Here is a 22303-nt window from a genome sequence, read left to right as displayed (position 1 = left end):
AGTTCTCTCTGGTGTCTGCGTACCCGGTGAATTCTGGAAGCGGGACATATGTACAAGGGCAAACGTTCTCGGGCACATATCTGGCGAACGGAATGACCCAGAGCATTCTCTGGGGCTACGACGTAGCGAACGCATTGAGTGTGACCCAAAACAGCGTCACAGGAACGTGGTCGCAAACGAGCGTATCGCTCACGATTGACAGCGCGGGAGCATTGACGGGAACCTTGAGTGGTTGCGATGTCAGCGGAACACTGCATTTGGCGACTCCGGGCACCAACCAGAACCTCTACAACATGTCAATCAGCGCTGCCGCAGGTACCTCATGCCCTATGCCCGCGGGCATGGTTTACTCGGGATTGGCCGCAATCGTCTTTGTCCCAGTGTCTGGCAGTAATGCTTATCAAAGAACAATCGCCTACTTGGTTCAAGGTGCCGATGGTCAACACGTCGCGTATGGGCAACCGACAAAGCAATAAGTGCGGCTAACTAAACCGTGTCATCGTCACATGGCTGATGAGCATTGCCTTGTGGAGCGTTGCCTTGTCTCATGACGCAGAAGATGATCGACAACGGCGTTGTCGCGTTGGCATAGCGAGGCCAATGCGCGCGGGAGGCGTGAGCGACCGCTTCATGCGGCAACTTACGTCTGCCTCCTTCATTGGCCTGGCCTTGCCAACGTGACAGATCCGCTCCAGCTCCTCCTTAGGCCATAGCCCAGGCCGCCAGCAAACAGCAGCAGCAATGCCAAGACTGGGGAGATCGCACCGCCGCCGCCTGAACCCCCTGTCTGAGAGGCCGTGCCACCCGCACCTCCACCCGCCGCCGGCGGAGGGCCAACAGAATCGCTCCCACCTGACGAGACGCCGCCGGTTGCACCATTGCCCGGCGACACGGATGCAGGGTCGGTTGCGGCAACAGTCACCGTATCGGTCGCCACACTACCTGCGTCATTGCGGATCGTCGCGACAAAGCTGTATGTACCGACAGTTGGCAGTACCGCCGTCGCGCTGCTGCTATCCGAAGGCACTGGCGTGATTGACACCGCCGGCCCGGTCGTTTGCGACCACTGGATAGTGGCGCCACTCACGTTGAAGCCTGGTGCTCCCTTCGCGTAAAGGGTGAGTGTTGCTCCGGGTTGCACGGTGTCAGCACTTGCCGCGACATGCACGACTGGCTGCCCAGACAGCAGCGCGAGCGCGGAATCCGCATCGAGCATGCCTGCTCCGCACGTACCTGGACGGCTCTGGCACCAGGATCCGGCAGGAAACGGGCGTGCCGATTGCGTAAGCAATGATGCGATGTCGTCCGGCGTCAACGAAGCATTCTCCGACAGCAGCATTGCGGCAACGCCGGTCACATGAGGTGCCGCGATGCTGGTGCCGGTTTTGAGCCCATATCCCGATCCGGTTGGTGTGGTCGTGCCCAGATTCACCGTCGACAATACGCTCAACTGACTGCCCGTCATCAGCACGCCCCTCCCCCCGCCCGGCGCGCTCAGCATGGTTCCGGTACCGACGTTGGCATAGTCCGCGCTGTCGCCCTCGGGCGTGTGCGCGGTCACGCCAATTACTCCAGAGCAATTCGCAGGAGCGCCCGCGCCCATGGCCGCATCATTTCCCGTTGCCGCCACGATCACCACGCCGCGCGCGCGAACGTCGTTGACTGCCTGCTGCAACGCCGGACCGCATGGGCTGTAACCACCCAGGCTCAGGTTGATGACTTTCGCTGGCTCAGCATTCAGTGGGACGCCGGGGACCGCAATACCCGCTGCCCAGCGCATTGCGTCAATGAGATCCGAAGTCACGCCACCGCATCGGCCCAGCACCCGCGCATTCGAGATCCTGGCAAACGGCGTAATACCTGCGATGCCCAAGCCATTGCCGCGCGTGGCGGCGATGATGCCGCTCACATAGGTGCCATGCCAACTGCTTGGAACGGCAGGACCACAAAGATCGGGGTAGTTTGTCGCATCGTCCGCGGTCACCCAGTCTCCCGGATCGGAAGGGTCGGTATCCCGGTCGGCGATGCCATCGTTCTTCACGAAGCCTGTCGGCAGGAACTTTCCAGTCTTTGCATCGGCTGTCGTCGTCAATGTCTCAGCGGTCAGAAAGTCGTAGCCCGCGGCAAGACGAGAGGCATCCAGGTCCTCGTGAGCGGTAATACCAGTGTCGACGACAGCCACGGTCACGCTGCCACCAGTCGGCATGCGCTGCCAAGCAGCCAGGACATCCGCCCCGCCGCGCGACGACGTGGCCGGTGACAGGTTCCATTGCTGCGACAGGTAGGTGTCGTTGGCTGCCACGCCAGCCACGTGAACGCGGTAGTCGACGTCGACATAGTCGAATGCGCCCGTGGCCCTGAGCCGCTGTGCCACCGCGGCGGCGTCACTTGCCGTCAGCGGCGTGCTCAGCCGAAGTATGCGAGCCCCTCCGCTCATGACCCGTTTGGACGTCAACGGTTGCAGCGCCGCTGCCGACCACTGCTGGATGCGTCGCATCTCATCGCCGCGGCCATTAATGGCCGCGGCTGATCTGATCGCGCCGGACTCCTTGACGATCAACTGCACGACCGGCGCCGATGGCACCTCGGACGGATTCCGCTTCTGCGCATGGGCAGGTGAGACGGCGCCGAACATGACGGCAACCAAAGGGAACGCCATCGCCAACGACCACCGCCTCCGCGCGATCCAAACTCGCGGCGGTCCGAACTCGGATTCAGGGATTGCGGTTGGCATAGGGAAATTTCCGAATTAGGAATTTTCCGAATCCTAATGCAGACATGTCCGAATGCGTGCCGCAATATCACAATTTATTACCGTGGAGCCTCTTCACGGGCATCCATGCAAAAAGGCCACGGCATATGCCGTGGCCTTTCCGATCTGGAAGATGCGGAGTACCCGTCCGGGCGCTCCACGATCTTCAGGACACAATCACGTCATCAGAACTTGTGACGGATGCCGACAACGGCGCCGAACTGGTTCTGGCCATTGATCGGCTGATCGGCATTGCTCACGCCAACTGCCGACACGACACCGCGATCCTTGTCCTTCTTGTTGATGGCGTAGGCCATGTTGAGATAGAGATCGGTGCGCTTCGACAGCGCGTAGTCAGCCGAAGCGACCAGCGACCACGGATCTGCCGAAGTCTCGTGAACGGCCTGGTAATAGACAGCGCCAGTCAGCGTCAGCGCCGGTGTCACCTGATAGCCCAGACCCGCCCAGAACAAGTTCGAACGGAGCTGGCTACCCGGCACACCCAAGTTGCCGGTCAGGCTCGGTGCCGCGACGCCGGTCTCGTTCGCCCAACGCCAGCCGCCATACACCTTGGCGGGGCCAAACGCATACGTACCAGCAAGCGTTGCCCGCTGAATCTTCGAGCCCGAGTCACCACCGGCAAAGCCCAGACGCTGCTGGTCATACACGGCGCCAACCGACAGCGGGCCGGTAGCATAGTTCAGGCCGAGCGAGTATTCGGCACCTTGGGTGTTCTGGCCCGGAACTTCCTGGCCGTTGAAGCGGAAGCTGTACAGGCCGGATACCGTGAAGGCGCCGAACGTACCGACATACTTGATCGCATTGTCGGCACGGCTTGCAAACGCACCGTCCTGCCCGATGATCGAGTAACGCGTTGCAATGGCCATCGGATCATAGTTCAGACCGAAGTCATACAGCAGCGTCTGCTGACGACCCAGCGTCAGGGTGCCGATGCCATCCTTCTGCAAGCCGACGAATGCCTGACGATTGAACATGCGGCTCGAGTCGGCGCCGCTGCCGGTGTCGATGTTGATGCCGCTTTCCAGGGTGAAGATACCTTTCAGGCCACCACCCAGATCTTCCGTACCACGCAGGCCCCAGCGGGAGCCCGAGAGGTTGCCGGACGACATGCGAACCGTGCTGTGATCGCCGCCAGCGTGGCTCAGGTACTCGACACCGACGTCCGCCACGCCGTACATCGTCACACTGGTCTGTGCAAAGGCACCTGTAGACGCCAAGGCAGCGACCGCAACGGTGAGCATCTTGATTTTCATACTGAATTCCTTCTTCCGTGGATTAACGTCACAAGGTGAACATGCAACGGTACGGATTATCTTTGGATCACCATTGACAAGAAATAGCCATCACGCCAACTGGAAACTTGCCGAGCCCTTCCATTGACTTCCATTTTTCTCTTCTAAAACAATCACCTATGATCATCAAAAACATAGGCCGCGAGATTTCCCGCAGCTTTATAAGAATATTCCAGACTTATTTCGGAAATTCTCGTTATGCGCACGAGACTATGGCAAGCCGATAGTGTTGTGAACTGAGTACGGTTTCTACCAAGGAATGAAATTCTCAGCGACCGCAATTGACCCTGCATGAACAGTTTCTCCACGCTTCTGGCGATGTCCGCACACACACGCGCGCTCATCCACGCCTTCAGTGCTTGTCGCGCTGAAATCGGAAACTTCTGACGACGAATCGGTCTTCTTCCTAGGTCGGCGTTCGTTTCGGTCGTTAGACTTAGGCGACGCTTAACGAGCGACTCGCTATTGGGACAACTATCTCAGCTGAAACTGCTCACGAGCTGATCAAAGCAATAAGTGCGTTGTAAAAAATGGGCGGGCCCATGGAACGCGATGCCTGCGATGATTCGGAGTCCTCGCCGCGTCCACGACCCTCGTTGTCGATCGCAATGGATACGTCGAATCTCCTCCAGATCATTGATGATCATCGTGGTCATCCAGCCTTCGTCGTCATCCCCTACGCCAGCTATGCAGTCCAGTTCGGAGTCGACCGGAGTCTTGTGCCCGACGTGGTGTCCCGAAGGGTGCTCGCGGATGGCATCGCACCGGTCCGCGCGTGGCGCGAGCACTTTGGCCACACACAGAAGGTGATTGCGGAACGCCTGGGCATAAGCCAGCAGGCCTACGCCCAACTCGAGAACAGCGAAACGTTGCGCAGATCATCGATCGAAAAGCTGGCGACTGTGCTTGGCATCGTTCCTGATCAGATTGCCAGTCTGTTCCGCCTTGGCGCCTGACCCGCTCGCGACGCATCCCTTCTCAACCTCGCCGCATCACCGTGCCTCAACCGGAATTTCCATGACTTCGCGAATAGAATCGCTCGAACATCGAATTGCCGCCCTTGAATCCGAGATTGATCGCTTGAATCGGATGCAGAAGACCGGGCCTAACTCGGACGATCTGGAGCTCGTCATCGGTTTTGTCCAGGGCCTGAGCTGGATGCTTGAAACCCATGTCCGCGTGCAGGCTGAGTATGACCAGAATGTGATCAATGATTTCGCCGCAGTACTCCTGTATGAGTCCGAGCGACTGCACCCCCATGTTCCGCATCGCGACAGCATTGCGATGACACTGCGCTTGATGGCCCATAGCCTGACGGATTCGAGAGCGGAGTCCGGCGCGTTCCTACGCGGCGTACCTGCGCCAGGTCAGTCACATCACTGAGTTGAGGTCCGCCCGGACCTTGTCAGAAGGCAGAAACACATGGCTTGCCGATCAACTCGCGAGCATGTTGCATATCTGTCACTTCTGTAATTCTTGATTTTCAACTAGCATCATGAAGTGCCGCCCTCTAATCGTCGGGGACGGTGGTTGTCGTATCGACACTGCCTGGGACTTCGTGACGCACCATGCTCCATCTTTCGGCGGCCTATTTCGTTATTCCGTTTGCCCTGCTGGCTGTAATGATGCTCGTGGCGGCGCGCTGCTGGCGCAACGCCAGACAAGCAAACGCCGAGGTGGCAGAACTCAAGACAGAGCACGCCCTTTTCCAGTCGTTGCTGGACTCCTCCCCCAATCCTGTCCTGGTGGTGAACCACGAGCACTGCATACTCAAGGTCAGCGAACCTTACGCGACGCTGTGCGGCGTCAGTACCGACGATCTCGTCGGGAAGCCATTGGTCCACAGTCACACGACAAGCCGCTTTCGCGATCTGGGTGGTCTGCTGGAACTCACCCTGCTCAGAATGGACGGCAATGATCGCTCCGATCTGATCACCCTCGGCATTCCGGAGCAATCCGTACGCACATTCAAGGTGAACGCCAAACAATGCAGCTCGGAAGATGGCGCGTTCTCGGGTATCGCAATAGTGCTGACGGATATCAGCGAACAGGTGGCAGCGCAGCATCGCGTCGATCAGACCTCCTCTGCCATGGACGACATCACTGAGGCACTCTCGGTGACGTTCTTCCAGTTCCGGCGCGAATCAAACGGCCATATCTGGCTTCCCTGGGTGAAAGGGATGCAAAGCACGATGCTGAGCTGGTCGGCCGAGAGAATGATGCGCGACGGCGGTGGCACCCTTCCGAATCTCGACGCCTCCGAGAAGACACGATTCCTTGCGGAAGCAGACCAATCCATCGCGACTCAAAAGCCAATGGATATTACCGTGCTGCTTACCCCGGATAACCGGTGGGTGCACGTCGTCACTGGCAATCCGAGAATCGCCCCCGACGGTGCAACGTTCTGGTACGGCTACGCGATGGACGTAACCGAGATGCAGCGCTACAACACGCTTCTGGCAACGGCCAGTCGTGAGGCCAAAGCCGCCACGGAAGCCAAGTCCCGTTTCCTGGCCGCAATGAGTCATGAAATTCGCACGCCGCTGGCCACGGTCATTGCCTCGCTGGACCTGCTGCGCGAAAGCGAACTCTCCACCCGCCAGCGCGAAGAACTGGATCTGGCCGATCATTCGGCCAAACTTCTCCTTGAGATTCTCGGCGATATCCTCGATTTTTCCAGGATCGAAGCAGGGGAGATGAAGCTTGAACAGGCGCCGATCGACCTGCGACTGATCATCGAGGATGTTCTGCGCATCCAGGCGCGTCAGATCCTGGAAAAAGGCGTGGTACTCGAGTACTACGCTGAATCTGGCGTAGCCGAAACATTCCTCGGCGATGCGGTACGACTAAGACAGATCGTGCTCAACCTCGTCGGCAACGCTGCGAAGTTCACCCTTCAGGGCAGCATAGTCGTTCGCCTGACATTGATCGCCGATCATCCCGAGACACAGACGTTCCGCATCGAGGTCAGCGACACCGGCATCGGCATACCAGCGGAGAAGCAATCCGCGCTCTTTAGGGCTTTCGTTCAGGCTGACCTATCGACGACGCGACGTTTCGGGGGCAGCGGACTGGGATTGTCAATCTGCTCTCGGCTGGCGCAGGCAATGGGCGGTACCATCTCTTTGTCGAGCATCCCCGGCGAAGGCAGCACGTTCCGTGTTGAGCTAACGCTGCCTGTCGTCGAACGTCGCGCACGTATTGCCGAGCTTGAAGGCAAGCGTGTGGCGATCGACGTATCGCGTGCGGGCGACGCGGCGGTATTTCGCGAACATGCGGTGGCACTCGGCATGGAGCTTGCCTCCCTTGAGGCTTCATCCCCCCCGGATATCGTGGTCGTCGATGATGCCGCCGGCGCAGACAAACTGCCTCCCGGGGTATCCGCCATACGCTACGGCAGGAATGAAGGCGGCCTTTCCGGCCCGCCAATCTGGTGGAGCGAGTTTCGCGCGGCATGCATCGCCATAGTCCAACGCAATGGGCACCCCGTTCGCACTCAAGATCAGGACGCCCCGCTTTCTTCAGGTTCGCTGGCAGGACTCACAACCTTGCCGATACTGGTCGCCGAAGATCACGGGCCGTTTCAGATCGTCATCCGCAGGCAGATTGAGAAGCTTGGGCTGACCTGCGAAGTGGTGTCAGATGGAAGGGAGGCCCTGGCCGCGCTTCACGAAAAGCGATACGGGATGATTCTGACCGACTGCCACATGCCGTACATGGATGGCTACGAACTCACCAGTGCAATCCGCGCATCCGAAGCGGGCCAGGCACAGCGACTGCCCGTCGTCGCCTTGAGCGCCGATGCCTCAGATGAACAAAGGCAGCGCGGCCGTGACGCTGGCATGGATGATTTCCTGCTCAAGCCGCTCAAGCTCCCTGAGCTACGCACATGCATCGAGCGATGGGTGCTTCGGTGATTCCTGTTCGGTGGCCTCAGAGATAGCCTGCCCCGGCCCCAGCGTGCGAGCGGCGCCCTCCATTGCCTGACACTGCACCACGTCTGGACGCCGCACTCAGGCGTTGTCATTCGAAGATGCCCTGCTATAGGCAAGTAGAGGTTCGCCATCGCATCGACACCTGCGACCGCAGCCGCGAACAGCCGGCCTTTGCGCCCGAGGACAAGGGCGCGAACCACGTTCCCGCACAGATTGTTCGAGATGAACCAAGGCTAGATCCCGACACCACGCCACCCTATTGAGTACTGCCGAACTCCCAATGTGGTGTTTGCTTCTCGGGGGTGCGATTGTCCCGGAGCACTGTCCCGCGAACTGGCAGGTTCAGCACCTGATTGCGGTACTTCGTGCCGATAAGCAAGGAACCATTGGCGAAGGGGCCAACGAATGCGTTATGTTCGACAACGGTGTCATCGTCCTCCACGATCATCCCCCAGTTTGCAGGACCACCGAACGTATTTCCGCTGACATAATTGCCTCGGGCCTCGTCGAGTACAACGTCCATGTCGGCGTTCTTGTAGTAGGGGGTCCTGCCGCATTGCATGCTGCGCATATTCCGGCTCATGCGCGAACCTACCCAGACACCCACACGGCCGTCTATTTTGTTCCCCTGGATGCGATTGCCATTGGCCCCGTGCGCACGAGGTACTGACTCAGGATCTGTCAGGCCGCGTTCCTGGCAGTTCCGGTAGAGGAACACGCCCCCCAGGCCGTTGCCAGAGATAGTCGAAGCTTCGATGCGATTGTCAGCCGAAGCATCGATCGCGATGCCAGGTTGCATTGGCCTGGCACCATCCCATCCGCTTTGCAGGATTCGGGAGCGAACGATGGAGGTGCCGCTGGAATCGTGTTCAAGGTAGATTCCTGCGCCACTGACGCGCTGCACCGTAGTGTTATCGATGACAGTGCCAGTGGCATGATCATCGATGTAGATCCCCACTCCGCCAATATCTTCAATCGTATTGCCGATAAGGTGGGTGCCGGAAGGCGTGCGGGAAACATAGCGTTGCGGGTCGTCTCCACCGACGATCTCTCGCTTTTTGCCGTCCGGTACCGACCAGCCGATGCCAATGCCGAGCTTGGTAAAGCCGTGCACCCGGCAGTTTCGAATCTCTACGCCTTGCAGGCTTTCCCCCCTGGAGTCGATCAGAATGCCGGTTGCCCGCGAGTTGTCACCTTCCAGAGTTGCCCCATTGCAATCTACGCGGACAGGCCGGGTGATCTGCATTCCGCTGTGATAGGTGCACTCCGCGCGTAATGTGACGTCCTTGTCCAGCGCAGGCAGTGTGCAGTCGTCGGCGAAAGCCAGACCGCTCGGAACAATTGTGGCGATAAGAATGGAACCGAATGTTCTTGATAGCGGGTGTTTCATGCGTTTTCCTTGCTGCTTCGGATGGCTTCAATGGATGTAATGGCCTGATCGATATTGCCGAACGGAATATTCTTCAATGAATCAAGGGGAAGATCCCACCAGCGCGTCTTGAGCAAGCGCGACACTTTGTCTTCATCAAAGCGAAGTCGGATTCGCCGCGCTGGAACGCCTCCGACGATTTCATAAGGGGCGACATCCTTCGTCACCACGGCACCAGCGCCCACAACTGCCCCATCTCCAATCTTGACGCCGGCCACTATTACGCAGTTGGTCCCGAGCCAAACGTCGTTGCCAACTGTGGTGGGCTCGTGAAAGCGCCACTTCTCGGTCTGCAAGGCTGGATAGCCCTGCACGCGATTGAAAAGCGCTGGCGAGAATTGGAAAGGGTGCGAACTCAGGAATTCCACGGGATGGCGTGCCGCCCCGATCTGCACGTTACGCCCGATCGAGCAGAATTTGCCGATGCGGACGTGGGGAAAGACGACAGCACCTACATTGACGTAGGTGAACCCGCCAATAAATGCCGGCGCATAGACCACTGCGCCATCTCCAATATCAATTGGGTCGTCGAAGCTCACCGCACTGCTGACTTGGGCTGTAGGAGCGATGCGGCCGCCGAGCTCGGCGCAGCGCTTACGGTTGTCGGCACGCTGTTGCTCAGCTTCGTTCTCTGTCGGCATGATTCTTCCTTTGTAAATGGCGGATCGGAGCCACTCGCGCATGGCTACCCCTCACTCAATGTGCAATCAGTCGGGCTACTGAGCGCAGTAGTGGCGAGTTTGCGTCGCGGAAGAAGGCATAAGGGTTCTGGCGAAACTTCCTGAGCTTTCTGGTTGTCGCCGATTCCCGCGAAACAACTGGGTTGTCCGGGATGAGCAGTTCCGTCGCCGGCGCTTTTTTAGGCGCCGATGCCGTCGCGGGCTTGCTGGCCGGCTTGACCGGTACAGCCGCAGCCTTCGGCAAAGGGCCAAGGATCCGGATCAGGCGCTCAATCCCTTCCTTCTCGACTTCAGGAACCAGCCAGGTATTTAGTGCCTTCAAGAAAAAGTCTTCGAGAGCGGCGTACTCGGGCAAGGAGAGATAGCTACCAGGCAGACTGTTGACCGTCTCGACAATCTGGGAGACGGTAAGGTCATCCAGGGTAAAGCCCTTGCGACCAAAGAAGGCCTTTCCAACCTGGATTGGCTTGATGCCCGCCAGGGCCGCTTCCAGCAACCCCTGTGAATTGACACCGATGACGAAATCCGCGGAGCCCAGCAGGTGTTCAAGAGAGTAGTCTTCGACAATACGCAGACGTTCCTCGTGGTCGGGGAACTCGGCTTCGATCAACTCGCGTGTCAGCGCCCGGCTGACATTCGCTTTCTTTTGCTCCCACGGATGGGCTTTGAAAACAATGTTCGCACTGGTATCGCGCAGCAAAGCGCGAATGCAGTTGCGATAAAAGGCGATGCTGTGGAAACCTGTTTCGCCGTGGTTAAGCAGGGAGAAATCATTGACGACCTGCCCCAGGATTACCACCTGCTTCTCGCCGTTCTGGAACAAGGGCTCACCGTCGTGCTCAGGCTGCTTGACATTCTTGTTGGAGCGCCTGTCTAGCCGCTCCATTAGCGCTGCGCGGTCGCCGCGACGCTTGCCGCCTTGCGTGGCGATCTCGATCGAGCCATACAGCCCCGGGGCGCCGAGCAGTGAGTCATTGGGCAGCGGGCTGTGGCGCGCCTCCAGGTAATAGTCTTGCCCTGTGAAGAAACTCTCGCAAACGTAGAGCTGCCCTTGACGGCGCTGCATGATGCACGAGAATGTCCGTGCATAGATGAGGCTGCCGGAGAAAACCAGGGCAATATTCATGGGAGGTAGGCTCCGCATGATCTCCAGCCACCGGTCCATCCAGTACCAGGTTGCAGCGAAGTTCTCCAACAGGGCGGCCCGGTCAGTCTGGTATAGCCGCGCCAGAAGGTCGTCGCCATCGACACCATAGTGCTCGGTATCCGTCCAGTGCGGCAACGGCGCCAGCCGGCTCATCAGTTCGGCTCTGGCGATCGAGAAAGCATTGAAGCCATTAATACTGAGCGCGCGCAACTGCGCCTCGCTCCAGTCGGCCATGCGCTCGAGATAGGGCGCAATCTCCTCGCGATCTTCGTAGTGGCCGAATGCGGTAAGCAGGCCTTCCGGGTGCTCGATCGCATGCATCTCGTAGCCTGCGCGGCGGAGATAGGTGATCAGGCTCTTGAAGTTCCGATCGGTGATGTGCAGACGATCTGCGATCAGGACGCGTTTTGCCATGTCAGGATATTTCCAAGAGTCTCGTTGAGTACCTCCCGATAGACGTCGACCACTCGGGAGGCGTGGATGGCCCAGGTGATGGCATTGCCGGCATTGCGCTTGGCACCTTCACGCAGGTCCGCACGGGAAGCTGGATCAAGAAGCCACGCAGAGATCTGCTCGGCATCGGACCCGGCGTCCATGGAAAGATGAAGCCCGTTTTCCCTGTCGACGACCATATCCTTGGCCATGCCAATCGGGTTACACAGCACAGGTACTGCGCCGCCAACGGCCTCCGGAATATTTGCGGGGCCGCCTTCGAACCAGGAGGACATCAGCAGGGCGTCCACGGTCCGGTAGGCAGAGGCGACTGTTTTGTAGGGCAAGGTCTCGTACGCGGTCACGTCGAAGCCGAACCGCTCCAGCACCGCGGCATCGTAGGTGCGGCCTTTGCCAATCAAAACGAATTCGAAACGGGCTGGATCGAGGCGCTGGGCAAGCTCGTAGATGTAGCCCTCGCCCTTGACCTTTCTCGGATAGCGACGCGAGAACACGCCTATCACCACACGGCCGTTCTTACCGCTACCGGTATTCTCACGGTAGGGTATGTCAGTGGCATCGCCACGCGCACGGATATACCTTGCGTGGTAACCATGGGGAATGACGACGGTATTGGTAATGCCCTCCGCCGCCAGGTAGTCCCGCTGTAGCGTATTGAGGCAGATCACGCGATTTGCCTCCCGGTAGCGGTCAGTAAAGTGCTGGACCGTGAGCGAAGGATCGTCGTCGCGCAGATCGTGGTGAACTGTGACCACACACGGGCCTGAGAGGCGGGATTCCAGATTTGGCCGGTGATAGTGCCGGATCATTCCGCCGAGCGTCGCACTGGCTGATGCCACGTGCTCGATACCGGGCGGCGCGAAGCTGCGGTAGTACGAGATGATGTCCGAGAAAATTCCGCTCGCGACATTGTTCGACATTACGTGGTTTACAAGGAGCATGTCAGAGACCTATTGCCACCTTCGCCGCGATGGCGATCTGGTAAAGAATAGAGAAAACGTCCTTGGCAAACTGCATCGTCTTGAAGTCCACCTTGGGCAGGATCATGATCTGGTCACCTGGCATCACGGTATCGTCCTGGCGCGCATCGATAAACGTGCCGTCAAGATGGGCAATGATGACGCGTGAACTGTCAGCGTTCTGCGTGTATCCGCCTGCCTGCTGAATGTAGCGCTGGACATTGGCACCAGGTTTGAATACGAACGAGTTCGGGAATAGGACTTCACCGCCAATCAACACCAGGTCGTTGCGAGTGGGGATCCTCAGTCGGTCACCGTTCTCCAGCAGCAGGGCGCTGCGTTCCTCGCCGTGGCCGATGACGGCTTGACCGGAGGGATCAATGTGGCGCGCGCGGTCCACCCATTGCAGAACCAGGGCAGCCTCACGCTGGCGCAGCTGGGATTCCTCGTTAGTTCCGGAACGTGCGGTCAGCACGCTGTTCTGCAACTGCGTGAGCGAGGTATCGAGCATCTTCGCCTGCCGATCCTTCACGCTCTGACGAAAGAGTTGCGTGCTCTCTGGCAGCGAGTTGGATGTCATCTCCACGCGACCAAGCAGGTCGCCCAGCTTGGTGCCATAAGGCACGACATACTCCTGCGGACCCAAGTGCTCGCCTTCCACCCGCACCGTAATCGTGCCGGGCCGTTTGTCAGCTGTGAACTCAACGAGATCGCCATTCGTCAGCGTGACATCTGGCGCATTGCTGAGTGGATAGTACTCAACGTCCTGCACCGTGCCCGATCCACGCGTGACGCGCACATTGGTAGAGGTGGCATCCGGCCGCGCAGCGGCTGCGATCTGGGCCAACGTGGTGGTGCCATTGAACTCAAAACGCTTGGCGCTCGCCGCCAGGCCGCCGACCATCACTGTGTTCTTCCGCTGGCCAACGAAGATCACGTCGCCATCTGTCAGGGGCGTACTCGGTAGGTCGCCATTCAACAAGAAGCGATAGAGATCGACTTTGTAGCGTATGGTGGCTCCACGCTTGACCTGTATGTCCAGAAAGGAACCCCGGTCCGGATCGACGCCACCGGCCATGTCCAGATAGCGCAGCACATTGTCGTTCCCCGTTCCTTCGTACATGCCGGGATGGCGGACGAAGCCGGAGACCAGCACGCGGACGGGCTGTGCCGAGGCGAGACTCGCGTAGATCGAAACATTGCTACTGAAGACCTTGCGCAACGCGCCGGTGACCGCCGCTTGCAGGTCGCGGTTGTGAATGCCAGCAACACGCATCGGTCCGCAATGAGGCAGGAAGATCATGCCCTGCGAATCGACGGTAAGTACGCTATCAAAGTCGAACCCGCCCCAGATCCTGACGCGCACGCCGTCACCGATGGCAACGGCGTAGTCAGGATTGAAGGTGGATGGCGCGCTGCGGGCGAATGCGCCGGTAAATAGCTGAGTGCCGAAGACCTCGCTCTTCTGGTTGGCATCGTAATCGACCAGCCGCTGGGCAGGGATATATGCCTGTGCACCGATGTTCGGCAACGGCGGCTGGATCTGACCGGTACCTGGCAAAGGCGTGCCGCCCGTGATCATCGGAGATTGCAGGCCGGAGATACTCGGTTGGCTGCTTTGCCAGGCAGGTGCCGCAGCACCTTGGCCAGTGGCGGCGTCAGTCGAGGGACTGCTGTCCGAGCCGGACGTTAGTCCGAGCAGTGCATTGGGCAGCATGGATAGCGGAACGTTGGACGTCTGCGCGTGCGCTGTCCATGAGAAGAGCAGAGACGCGGCGACGAGGCAGCAGGTAATTCGTTTCATATCAGGTCAGTCAATCGCGATGGTCGCGAATGATGGCGACAAGCAGGTGCAGGACGCCTGTTAGCATTGCGGCGGCCAGCAGAGAGAGAAGGATGTTGTAGATGCGCCGCGGCTCGAGGGGATAGACCGGGAGGTTGGCCGATTGCAGGACTGCAACGGATTTGATCTTGCGGGTCGACTCCACGCGCGCTGTCTCAAGTGCCACTAACGCCGTCTTGTACATATCGTCGGCCAACGCAGCCTCGGCCTCCAGGCGGCCCTGCTCTTCTGCCACAGCGTTAAGCCCACCACCGCGCTTGGCGGCCATGCGCTGGCGTTCGGCTTGTAGTTGGGATTTCACCGCGGCAATCTGGCTGTCGAGTTGCACGATGTCCGGCGCAGCGGGAGTCAGGTAGCCAGCCAACGCTGCGCGCTTGGTCATCAGGTCAGAGAGTTCGGCGTCCAGTCGACTCGCGATGGCCGAGACGCTTTCCACGGCATTGCCGGGCGACACCAGGCCATGCGCATCCTGATAGGCCAGAACGGCCTTGCGCGCCGCGACCATGCGGACACCCAACGCCGAGACTTGCTGCTCGATGTAAGAGACCTGGTCATGCGCGGTCTTGTGATCGAGCGCATTCATATACTTCTCGCCCTCGGTCACCATCTTCTGCGCGATCGCACGCGCCATTTCCGGGCTATAGGCCTGTGCGGTGATCGTCAGCACTTGTGCATAGTCGTCGTAGGTGACGTCGATGCGGGAAAGGTAGTAGCGCTGAAATCGTTCGTCTGGCGCGTCCATGGACCATAGCCGCGAGAGCAAATCGCGGCGCCTGTCGCTGAAGTGTTCGCGCAGATGCAAGTCCTTGTCCAACAGCTTCATCATATCGATGGAAAGCAGGTGGTCACGCAGCAGGAGCAGATCGCGATTGCCACCGGAGCCGGCCAGGATCGATATCAGATCGGCCGAGCTTTGCTGCATGGCGTTGGTCTTCTGCAGGTAAATGTGGGCCTCCGAGACATAGCGGTCCGAAGCGATCACGCCCCAGTACAGTCCAGAGATCAGACTGAACAAGACGAAGGCGGCTAAAAGAGGAGAGCGGCGGGCCGCGCTGGCAACGCCGGACAACGTTTTCATGCGTTTATACTTTTCTTGTACTCGGAGAGGGCGTCTGCAATGTCGTCGAACCAATAGGCGGCGCCGTTGCTCATGAGGATTCCCTTCTCACAAAAATTCTTCAGCGTTCCCTCGTCGTGGCTGACCATGATCAGCCCCGCGGAGGCTATGAGATCCTCGAATGCCTTCTTCGACTTTTTCTTGAATTTCTCATCGCCAACGGCGATGAGCTCGTCGACGAGGTAGGTGTCGAATCGGAAAGCCAGTGATAGAGCGAAGGCAAGCCGCGAGCGCATCCCGGACGAGTAGGTTTTCATTGGCGCGAAGAAGTAGTCGCCCAACTCGGAGAAGACATGCACGAAGTTCGTGCGCTCGGCGATCTCCTGGTCCGGCACGCCGTGGATGCGGAACACGAAGCGAGCGTTCTGCTCTCCGGAGAGCGCACCCTGGAAGCCTCCGCTCAGGCCAAGGGTCCATGAAAGCTTGCCGTCGCGGCGAATCTTGCCGCGGCTCGGATGATCCATCCCCCCGATCAGGTTAAGGAGGGTTGACTTGCCAGCGCCGTTGCGGCCAATCAGGCCGACGCGATCGCCTTGGCGGATACAGAGATTGATATCCCGAAGCACCCAGTTGCGACTGTGATGTCCGCTGTAGCGCTTCCAGACCTGTCGTAGCTCGATCATCGCGACTCCAGTTCCCGCCGAAAGCGAACGTGCAACAGCAGGCCAAAAGTCACCAACGCAGCCGAGATCAGGCTTAGATAGGAAATGCTGATTCCCTCGTAAGCGTGGTACGCCGGGAAATATCCAATCCGCATGATTTCAAGCGCATGGACGATGGGGTTGTAGAGGAGCCAGCTTCTGTACGGCTCGGGCACGATGAAGATGGGGTACATCACGCCAGAGATGTAGAACAGCCACATTGAGACGATCTTCGCGATCTGCCCGATCTCTGGAACGATCGTGCTACCTGCGGAAAGAATGAGCGAGATTCCGGTTGAGAAAGCCCATAGCAGGAAGAAGCCAAGCATGACCAGCAGCGGGCTTGTCGGCTCCACGTCCATGCCATAGAGCCAGCACGCCAGGATTAGTACGCCGCTGACGATGAAATACACAAAGGCCTCGAGCAAGGACCGCACCAGCACCACATCGAACGCCTTCACCTGCCTGTAGTGAAAAAGGGCCCGATTCGATGTCACGGCGTCGATACCGCGCAGAGCGATACGACGGAACATGTAGTACGGAAGAATGCCGAGTCCGATGAAAAGCGGCGGGTTAGCGCCGGGGATCAGGCGATGCTGCAGGATGCCGTGCAGGATCATCAGAAAGGCGATGTGCTCGGCGGATTCCAGCAAGATCCAGAGCGAGCCCGCCCGCTCAAGCGATACACGCGTCACGGCTTCGCGCAAGAAAAGCGCGCGCCAGACTGTGAGCGTGACACGCAGCGGTGCGGGGATGGTCAGCGTCATCACCGACCTCGCGGAGAAATGAAGACCGCCCGTCGCAGGGGACACGAGAAGAAAAACAGAACAGCCATGGTCTTGCGTGGTGAAGTTCGTACAGCCCACCTGCCAGACCGACACCTGCACGGGACAGGCAATTCCGAGGACGACAGCGGTATCTGAAGTTGTTGATCGAGAAGAACCCTGCCGGGCACCCTCTACGCCGCCCGGATCGTGGAAACTCAAGCGCTTCCCTGTGGTTGGAAGCCGAGAAGCGATCGGGCATTGATTGGAACATTAGCGTTCCGACGCGCAGCACACAGTGAGAAATATCCGAAGATTATGCGGAAGACTCCTAATCACTGCAGTGAGGCCAGGCAGTCCGTGTACCCCCCAACAGTGCCCGACTGTTGACAAGGTGGATTCAGAGTTGGCGTGCGGGGGATTGGGAAGTTTCGGGGAATCTGGAGAACTTGCACTTCCTAGAATACCGTCAACCTTTTGTTCCAAGACAGCCAACCACGGTCCAGTAGATTCAATCCTTTCATCTGGACGAGCCGACGACAGCCCCCACGGTTGATGGCTCGTGGCTGTGCAAAAAAACTGCTGATGGCTACGATAAAAAACCTCTCCGTGCGTAACGGCGCACCTCTTGTTCTCTTCGGCGGCATCAATGTGCTGGAATCCCGCGACCTGGCAATGCGAGCCTGCGCCGCCTACGTGGACATCACCTCTCGCCTGGGGATTCCTTACGTCTTCAAGGCCAGCTTCGATAAGGCGAACCGCTCATCAATTCATTCCTATCGTGGACCTGGACTGGAAGAAGGGCTGCGCATTCTCCAGGACGTAAAGGCCGCGTTCGATGTGCCCGTGCTTACAGATGTCCATGAGCCTTGGCAAGCTGCCCCGGTCGCTGAGGTGGCTGACGTGCTGCAGCTTCCCGCCTTCCTGGCAAGGCAGACGGACCTCGTTGTGTCGCTAGCTCGCACCGGCCGGCCCATCAATATCAAGAAGCCGCAGTTCATGAGCCCGACGCAGATTCAGCACATCGTCGAAAAATTCCGCGAGGCTGGCAACGAAAACCTCCTGCTCTGCGATCGCGGTACGTGTTTCGGCTACGACAACCTCGTGGTCGATATGCTTGGCTTTAGCGTCATGCGACGGGCGACGGGAGATCTCCCAATTGTCTTTGACGTGACACACAGCCTGCAGCAACGAGACGCCGGCAACGCGGCTTCTGGCGGGCGTCGGACTCAGGTGGTGGAACTCGCCCGTGCCGGCGTTGCCGTCGGCATTGCCGGTCTCTTTCTGGAAGCGCATCCCGACCCGGATCGAGCGCTATGCGATGGTCCGAGTGCACTGCCACTGAGCCAACTCGAGCCTTTCCTCACCCAGGTGAAGATGCTCGACGATGTTGTGAAATCGCTGCCGGAAATGGAGCTCGCCTGATGACACGGCAGGATGGCGAGAGCGTTGTCATCATCATTCCCGCGCGCTACGGATCGACGCGCTTGCCTGGCAAGCCGCTGTTGGACATTGCCGGCAAGCCGATGATTCAGCACGTCTACGAGCGTGCCCGTTCGGTGCGCGGCGTAGGTGCCGTGGTGGTTGCCACGGATGACGCGCGCATCGAGTCGGCGGTGCTGGCATTCGGTGGGAGCTGTCTGATGACGGCCGCCGGGCACCAGTCTGGAACAGACCGCCTTTGCGAAGTCATGCGCATGGTGCACGCCGACCTCTACATCAACTTGCAGGGTGACGAGCCGCTGGTACGTCCTGCTGACATCGAGTTGCTGGCAAACCTGATGCTCGCCGATCCGACTTCCGACGTGGGCACGCTTTGCCATGAGTTCTCGCTGGAGGAAGCCCGCGACGAGAATGCCGTGAAGGTGGTGATGTCGAACGAAGGTGATGCCCTGTACTTCAGTCGCTCATTGATCCCCTTCCCGCGCGATGGCGCGTCTGCACGCTACTACAAGCATTCGGGTGTCTACGCGTTTCGGAAAAGGGTGCTCGAGGTCTACGGAAGCATGCCCCAGCCGATGGCGGAACAGGCAGAGCGCCTGGAGCAGTTGAGGCTGCTTGCGGCAGGTTTCCGCATACGGATGCAGGTGGTGCCACCCACCGGGACTGGTGTCGATACCCCCGCTTGCCTGGAGCGTGTCCGGGCCATTCTTGCTCCCGCTGTTTGACGGCAGCTGAAGACTTACAGACAAAAGGACAAACGGAACATGCCAGAGTCAATTTCCCTTGCAAAGCAAGTGGTAGCCACGGAAATCCGCGCGCTGGAGGCGATGAACGCACGCGTGAGCGAGGATTTTGGGCGCACCGTGAAGTGCATCCTCAACATGAAAGGCAGATTGGTCGTTGTCGGCATGGGGAAGTCCGGCCTGATTGGCCGGAAGATTGCGGCCACCATGGCGTCGACGGGCACCCCGGCTTTCTCCGTACACGCTGGAGAGGCCTTTCACGGGGACCTAGGCATGATTCGCCCGACTGACGTCGTGCTGATGATCTCCAACAGCGGCGAGACGGAGGAATTGGTGCGCTTGCTGCCGTTCCTCAAACATCAGAACAACTACGTCATCGCCATGACCGGTAAGCCTGCCTCGACGCTGGGGAAGTCGGCAGATACGATTCTCGACATCAGCGTCGAGCGTGAAGCATGCAACAACAACCTGGCGCCAACCAGTTCCACTACGGCCGCGCTGGTTATGGGAGACGCGCTGGCTGTCGTGCTGGCCTCCAAACGCGGATTTCAGCCGGAGGACTTCGCGCGGTTTCACCCGGGCGGCAGCCTCGGACGGAGCCTGCTTATGCGAGTGGCGGACGTCATGCATAAGGGTGCGCTGCCCGTATGCACCGCACAGACGTGCTTCAAGGACGTGGTCCATGTCGTCAATCGGGGTCGCATGGGGCTGGCCTTGGTCATGCAGGGAGATCGCTTGCTCGGCATCATTACCGACGGCGATATCCGCCGCGGATTCGACACCGTGCATGACTATCGCTCCATCCTCGCGGAAGACTTGATGTCGACAAGGCCAAAGGCTATCGCGCCGGACTCGCGCGTTGGTGACGCGGAAGCGCTGTTGCGCCAGGAGAAGATTGGCGCATTGGTTGTGCAGGACATTGATGGTCGGGTCATTGGCATCTTCCAAATGCATAACGCGGAAGAGGCACCCGGCGTGCACTAGATATCAGCATATCGATGACGGTTTGATTCCAGGTTTCGCTCAGGATTCGCATGGTATTCGCGGTGGTCACTCCGGGCCTGTGGCGCACGCCCGGGCTTCGCAGGTTTTTTCACGAGGGCGTCGCCTTTCGCCCCCGGCAACATGTCGATGCCGTGCTCGGCTGGGGCGATAAACCATCCAGCATCAAGGCCCGCGCGTGGGCCGCGCGGCGGCACTTGCCATTCCTGTCTGTGGAGGACGGCTTTCTGCGTTCCATTCATCCGGGACGGAGCAGACAGGGTCTTCTCTCGCTGGTGGTAGATGATCTGGGCATTTACTACGATGCTCGCCGTCCATCCCGCCTGGAGCAGTACATCGCGCAGGGAGACGCGTCGGCGGCCGAGCGGGATGCCGGTGCCCGGGCGATGCAGTTGGTGCTGCAGCACAGGCTTACCAAGTACAACCACATGGGCGAGCTGCACCTTCCCGCGAGCACGCCGGGCAAGCCTCATGTGCTGGTCGTGGACCAGACGGAAGGCGATCTGTCTTTGTTACGTGGTGGTGCAAGCGCGGACACATTTGCGCGGATGATCGCGGCCGCGCTTGCCGAGCATCCGGATGCCGAGATATGGATCAAGACCCATCCGGACGTTCTCTCCGGCAGGCGGCGCGGGCATTACGAGCGATGGCAGTTGGATAGCCGCGTCCGCTTGCTGGCGCAGGAATGCTGCCCTCTCTCGCTGCTCGCGCAGATGGATCACGTCTACGTGGCAACTTCCCAAATGGGATTCGAAGCATTGATGCTCGGTAAGCCGGTGACCTGCTTTGGTCTGCCCTGGTATGCGGGCTGGGGCCTCACTCATGACGTACATCCGGAAGCGGCTCGCCTCGCACTGCGGCGTGGGAGGCAACGAAACGTAGTTGACCTATTCGTCGCCGCCTACATCCAATATACGCGCTACATTCATCCGGTCACGGGGCAGTCCGCATCGATCTTCGATGTCATCGATTGGCTGGCCCGCAACAAGGCAATCGGGCAGGAAGGAAGGGCGCCTACATACTGCGTCGGAATGTCGCTTTGGAAGCGGGCCACAGTCATGCCCTTCCTCTCAGCGAGCACGATCAGGAGCCTGCGCCACCTCAGTCCGGACAAGCTGAGCCGGCTGCCTCAGGATACGACAATCGCCATCTGGGGCGATCGTCATGCTGGCTTGATAGCCCGCGCGCGGGCTCGTGGACTGACCGTTCTGCAGATGGAGGACGGGTTCGTGCGTTCCGCAGGGCTTGGCTCTGACCTCCATGCCCCACTTTCGCTTGCTGTCGATCCAGATGGCGTTCACTACGACCCAAAGTCGGCCAGCAAGCTGGAACAACTGCTCTCTACGCGCACAGTGAATCCGGACGATGCCGGGCGTGGCCGACGGCTACGCGAAACGCTTGTCCGCAATGGCATCGACAAATACAACCTTGGGCATTCGGCTATTCCAGTCCTGCCCGCACAAGCGTTGGGAAAACGAATCATCCTGGTGATCGGGCAAGTCGAGGACGATGCCTCTGTCCGTAATGGCTCGACTCTGGTTAGGGGCAACGATGCCTTGCTCGCCGCGACACGCCGTGCAAATCCGGATGCATGGGTAATTTACAAGAGTCATCCTGACGTCGAGGCTGGGAACCGCATTGGCTCGCTAAAGCCGGCCTCCGAGATACTGGCTGATCAGATCATCACTGAGGCTAGTCTCGGCGCCTGCTTGGTCCTGGCCGACGAGGTACATGTCATGACGTCACTGTCCGGCTTTGAGGCCCTATTGCGAGGGAAGGCCGTGCATTGCTATGGCGCGCCGTTCTACGCCGGCTGGGGCTTGACCACGGATCACTTTCCTTTGCCGCGCAGACAGCGGCGTCTGACGTTGGACGCGCTGGTGTTTGTCGCGCTGTGCCTGTATCCGCGCTACCGCTTGCCGGGTGTGGAGGGATTCTGCTCGGTGGAGGACGTCGTCGACTGGCTTGCGAAGCGCAAGCGTGCAAGGCTCGGTGCGACAAGCGAGTCCTGGCTCGTCAGGCAGGGGCGCAAGGCTGGCCATCTGGCCCGCTCCGTCCTGCAGCATGGCAGGTACGTCTGAT

At 59.4% G+C, this 22303-nt stretch carries 18 protein-coding genes; 8 read left to right on the top strand and 10 right to left on the bottom strand.

The genetic code is table 11. The annotated features are described in order from the left end of the window. Positions 1-92: 92 nt before the first annotated feature. Positions 93-476 carry a hypothetical protein gene (locus K6G35_RS20280; RefSeq protein ID WP_234707002.1) on the top strand — a complete coding sequence of 128 codons (384 nt, stop codon included), beginning with the start codon at positions 93-95 and terminating at the stop codon, positions 474-476. 179 nt (positions 477-655) lie between these two features. On the opposite strand, the gene mprA is transcribed toward K6G35_RS20280, so the two are convergent. Both mprA and K6G35_RS20270 read right to left on the bottom strand, forming a co-directional pair. Further along, on the bottom strand, positions 656-2659 hold the full coding sequence (gene mprA / locus K6G35_RS20275; protein WP_051705393.1) for an MprA protease, GlyGly-CTERM protein-sorting domain-containing form: 2004 nt from the start codon (positions 2657-2659) through the stop codon (positions 656-658). A 278-nt stretch (positions 2660-2937) separates the two neighbouring features. Further along, positions 2938-4026, bottom strand: a complete 1089-nt coding sequence (locus K6G35_RS20270; RefSeq protein ID WP_035882850.1) for a porin — start codon at positions 4024-4026, stop codon at positions 2938-2940. 647 nt (positions 4027-4673) lie between these two features. Between K6G35_RS20270 and K6G35_RS20265 the strand changes: the two genes are divergently transcribed. The 3 genes from K6G35_RS20265 (at position 4674) to K6G35_RS20255 (ending at position 7982) form a co-directional block, all read left to right on the top strand. Beyond that, positions 4674-5021, top strand: a complete 348-nt coding sequence (locus tag K6G35_RS20265) for a helix-turn-helix domain-containing protein (RefSeq protein WP_035883060.1) — start codon at positions 4674-4676, stop codon at positions 5019-5021. Between the two features lie 61 nt (positions 5022-5082). Continuing rightward, positions 5083-5448: a hypothetical protein gene (locus tag K6G35_RS20260; RefSeq protein ID WP_495676913.1), complete on the top strand. Its 366-nt coding sequence runs from the start codon at positions 5083-5085 to the stop codon at positions 5446-5448. Positions 5449-5633: 185 nt separating this feature from the next. Next, positions 5634-7982, top strand: coding sequence for an ATP-binding protein (locus K6G35_RS20255; RefSeq protein WP_495676912.1), 2349 nt, complete (start codon positions 5634-5636; stop codon positions 7980-7982). A 274-nt stretch (positions 7983-8256) separates the two neighbouring features. Here K6G35_RS20255 and K6G35_RS20250 read toward each other — a convergent pair whose 3' ends face one another. Genes K6G35_RS20250 through K6G35_RS20215 form a run of 8 tightly spaced genes read right to left on the bottom strand, consistent with a single transcriptional unit; the run spans position 8257 to position 17255 of the window. Next, positions 8257-9390, bottom strand: a complete 1134-nt coding sequence (locus K6G35_RS20250) for a right-handed parallel beta-helix repeat-containing protein (RefSeq protein WP_495676911.1) — start codon at positions 9388-9390, stop codon at positions 8257-8259. Beyond that, entirely contained in the window at positions 9387-10070 is a 684-nt protein-coding gene (locus K6G35_RS20245; protein WP_286882380.1) for a CatB-related O-acetyltransferase, read from the bottom strand. Before K6G35_RS20245 ends, K6G35_RS20250 begins: the two co-directional genes overlap by 4 nt. Positions 10071-10125: 55 nt before the next feature. Next, entirely contained in the window at positions 10126-11670 is a 1545-nt protein-coding gene (locus K6G35_RS20240) for a capsular polysaccharide export protein, LipB/KpsS family (protein ID WP_286882381.1), read from the bottom strand. Then, on the bottom strand, positions 11652-12629 hold the full coding sequence (locus K6G35_RS20235) for a glycosyltransferase family 4 protein (RefSeq protein ID WP_286882382.1): 978 nt from the start codon (positions 12627-12629) through the stop codon (positions 11652-11654). Before K6G35_RS20235 ends, K6G35_RS20240 begins: the two co-directional genes overlap by 19 nt. Before the next feature lie 22 nt (positions 12630-12651). Beyond that, entirely contained in the window at positions 12652-14472 is a 1821-nt protein-coding gene (locus K6G35_RS20230; RefSeq protein ID WP_286882383.1) for a polysaccharide biosynthesis/export family protein, read from the bottom strand. A gap of 10 nt (positions 14473-14482) precedes the next feature. After that, positions 14483-15589, bottom strand: coding sequence for a KpsE/RkpR family capsule polysaccharide export protein (locus K6G35_RS20225; RefSeq protein ID WP_495676910.1), 1107 nt, complete (start codon positions 15587-15589; stop codon positions 14483-14485). After that, a complete protein-coding gene (locus K6G35_RS20220; RefSeq protein ID WP_035882857.1) occupies positions 15586-16251 on the bottom strand; it encodes an ABC transporter ATP-binding protein in 666 nt (221 codons plus the stop codon). Before K6G35_RS20220 ends, K6G35_RS20225 begins: the two co-directional genes overlap by 4 nt. Then, positions 16248-17255 carry an ABC transporter permease gene (locus tag K6G35_RS20215; protein WP_495676909.1) on the bottom strand — a complete coding sequence of 336 codons (1008 nt, stop codon included), beginning with the start codon at positions 17253-17255 and terminating at the stop codon, positions 16248-16250. Before K6G35_RS20215 ends, K6G35_RS20220 begins: the two co-directional genes overlap by 4 nt. Before the next feature lie 363 nt (positions 17256-17618). On the opposite strand from K6G35_RS20215, the gene kdsA reads away from it, so the two are divergent. The 4 genes from kdsA to K6G35_RS20195 are packed head-to-tail and all read left to right on the top strand — an operon-like array spanning position 17619 to position 22302. Beyond that, positions 17619-18458 (top strand): 3-deoxy-8-phosphooctulonate synthase, encoded by an 840-nt coding sequence (gene kdsA, locus K6G35_RS20210; RefSeq protein WP_035882858.1) that lies wholly within the window; start codon positions 17619-17621, stop codon positions 18456-18458. Then, the gene (kdsB, locus tag K6G35_RS20205) at positions 18458-19201 is read left to right on the top strand and encodes a 3-deoxy-manno-octulosonate cytidylyltransferase (protein ID WP_035882860.1); all 744 of its coding nucleotides are present in this window, start codon (positions 18458-18460) and stop codon (positions 19199-19201) included. The genes kdsA and kdsB overlap by 1 nt, the downstream gene beginning before the upstream one ends. 39 nt (positions 19202-19240) lie before the next feature. Further along, positions 19241-20203: a KpsF/GutQ family sugar-phosphate isomerase gene (locus tag K6G35_RS20200; protein WP_035882862.1), complete on the top strand. Its 963-nt coding sequence runs from the start codon at positions 19241-19243 to the stop codon at positions 20201-20203. 50 nt (positions 20204-20253) lie between these two features. After that, the gene (locus tag K6G35_RS20195) at positions 20254-22302 is read left to right on the top strand and encodes a capsule polysaccharide biogenesis protein (RefSeq protein WP_495676908.1); all 2049 of its coding nucleotides are present in this window, start codon (positions 20254-20256) and stop codon (positions 22300-22302) included. The last annotated feature ends 1 nt before the right edge of the window (position 22303 follow it).

The sequence above is a fragment of the Cupriavidus sp. HY129 genome (assembly GCF_059492215.1).
Note: the sequence above shows the minus strand (reverse complement) of the source record. Positions and strands in the feature narration are given on the sequence as shown.

What these genes read in the sequence shown, in the direction of transcription:
- K6G35_RS20280 (WP_234707002.1), top strand. Translation starts at nt 93, where the DNA reads ATGACCCAGAGCATTCTCTGGGGCTACGACGTAGCGAACGCATTGAGT.
- mprA (WP_051705393.1), bottom strand. Translation starts at nt 2,659, where the DNA reads ATGGCGTTCCCTTTGGTTGCCGTCATGTTCGGCGCCGTCTCACCTGCC.
- K6G35_RS20270 (WP_035882850.1), bottom strand. Translation starts at nt 4,026, where the DNA reads ATGAAAATCAAGATGCTCACCGTTGCGGTCGCTGCCTTGGCGTCTACA.
- K6G35_RS20265 (WP_035883060.1), top strand. Translation starts at nt 4,674, where the DNA reads ATGGATACGTCGAATCTCCTCCAGATCATTGATGATCATCGTGGTCAT.
- K6G35_RS20260 (WP_495676913.1), top strand. Translation starts at nt 5,083, where the DNA reads ATGACTTCGCGAATAGAATCGCTCGAACATCGAATTGCCGCCCTTGAA.
- K6G35_RS20255 (WP_495676912.1), top strand. Translation starts at nt 5,634, where the DNA reads ATGCTCCATCTTTCGGCGGCCTATTTCGTTATTCCGTTTGCCCTGCTG.
- K6G35_RS20250 (WP_495676911.1), bottom strand. Translation starts at nt 9,390, where the DNA reads ATGAAACACCCGCTATCAAGAACATTCGGTTCCATTCTTATCGCCACA.
- K6G35_RS20245 (WP_286882380.1), bottom strand. Translation starts at nt 10,070, where the DNA reads ATGCCGACAGAGAACGAAGCTGAGCAACAGCGTGCCGACAACCGTAAG.
- K6G35_RS20240 (WP_286882381.1), bottom strand. Translation starts at nt 11,670, where the DNA reads ATGGCAAAACGCGTCCTGATCGCAGATCGTCTGCACATCACCGATCGG.
- K6G35_RS20235 (WP_286882382.1), bottom strand. Translation starts at nt 12,629, where the DNA reads ATGTCGAACAATGTCGCGAGCGGAATTTTCTCGGACATCATCTCGTAC.
- K6G35_RS20230 (WP_286882383.1), bottom strand. Translation starts at nt 14,472, where the DNA reads ATGAAACGAATTACCTGCTGCCTCGTCGCCGCGTCTCTGCTCTTCTCA.
- K6G35_RS20225 (WP_495676910.1), bottom strand. Translation starts at nt 15,589, where the DNA reads ATGAAAACGTTGTCCGGCGTTGCCAGCGCGGCCCGCCGCTCTCCTCTT.
- K6G35_RS20220 (WP_035882857.1), bottom strand. Translation starts at nt 16,251, where the DNA reads ATGATCGAGCTACGACAGGTCTGGAAGCGCTACAGCGGACATCACAGT.
- kdsA (WP_035882858.1), top strand. Translation starts at nt 17,619, where the DNA reads ATGGCTACGATAAAAAACCTCTCCGTGCGTAACGGCGCACCTCTTGTT.
- kdsB (WP_035882860.1), top strand. Translation starts at nt 18,458, where the DNA reads ATGACACGGCAGGATGGCGAGAGCGTTGTCATCATCATTCCCGCGCGC.
- K6G35_RS20200 (WP_035882862.1), top strand. Translation starts at nt 19,241, where the DNA reads ATGCCAGAGTCAATTTCCCTTGCAAAGCAAGTGGTAGCCACGGAAATC.
- K6G35_RS20195 (WP_495676908.1), top strand. Translation starts at nt 20,254, where the DNA reads ATGGTATTCGCGGTGGTCACTCCGGGCCTGTGGCGCACGCCCGGGCTT.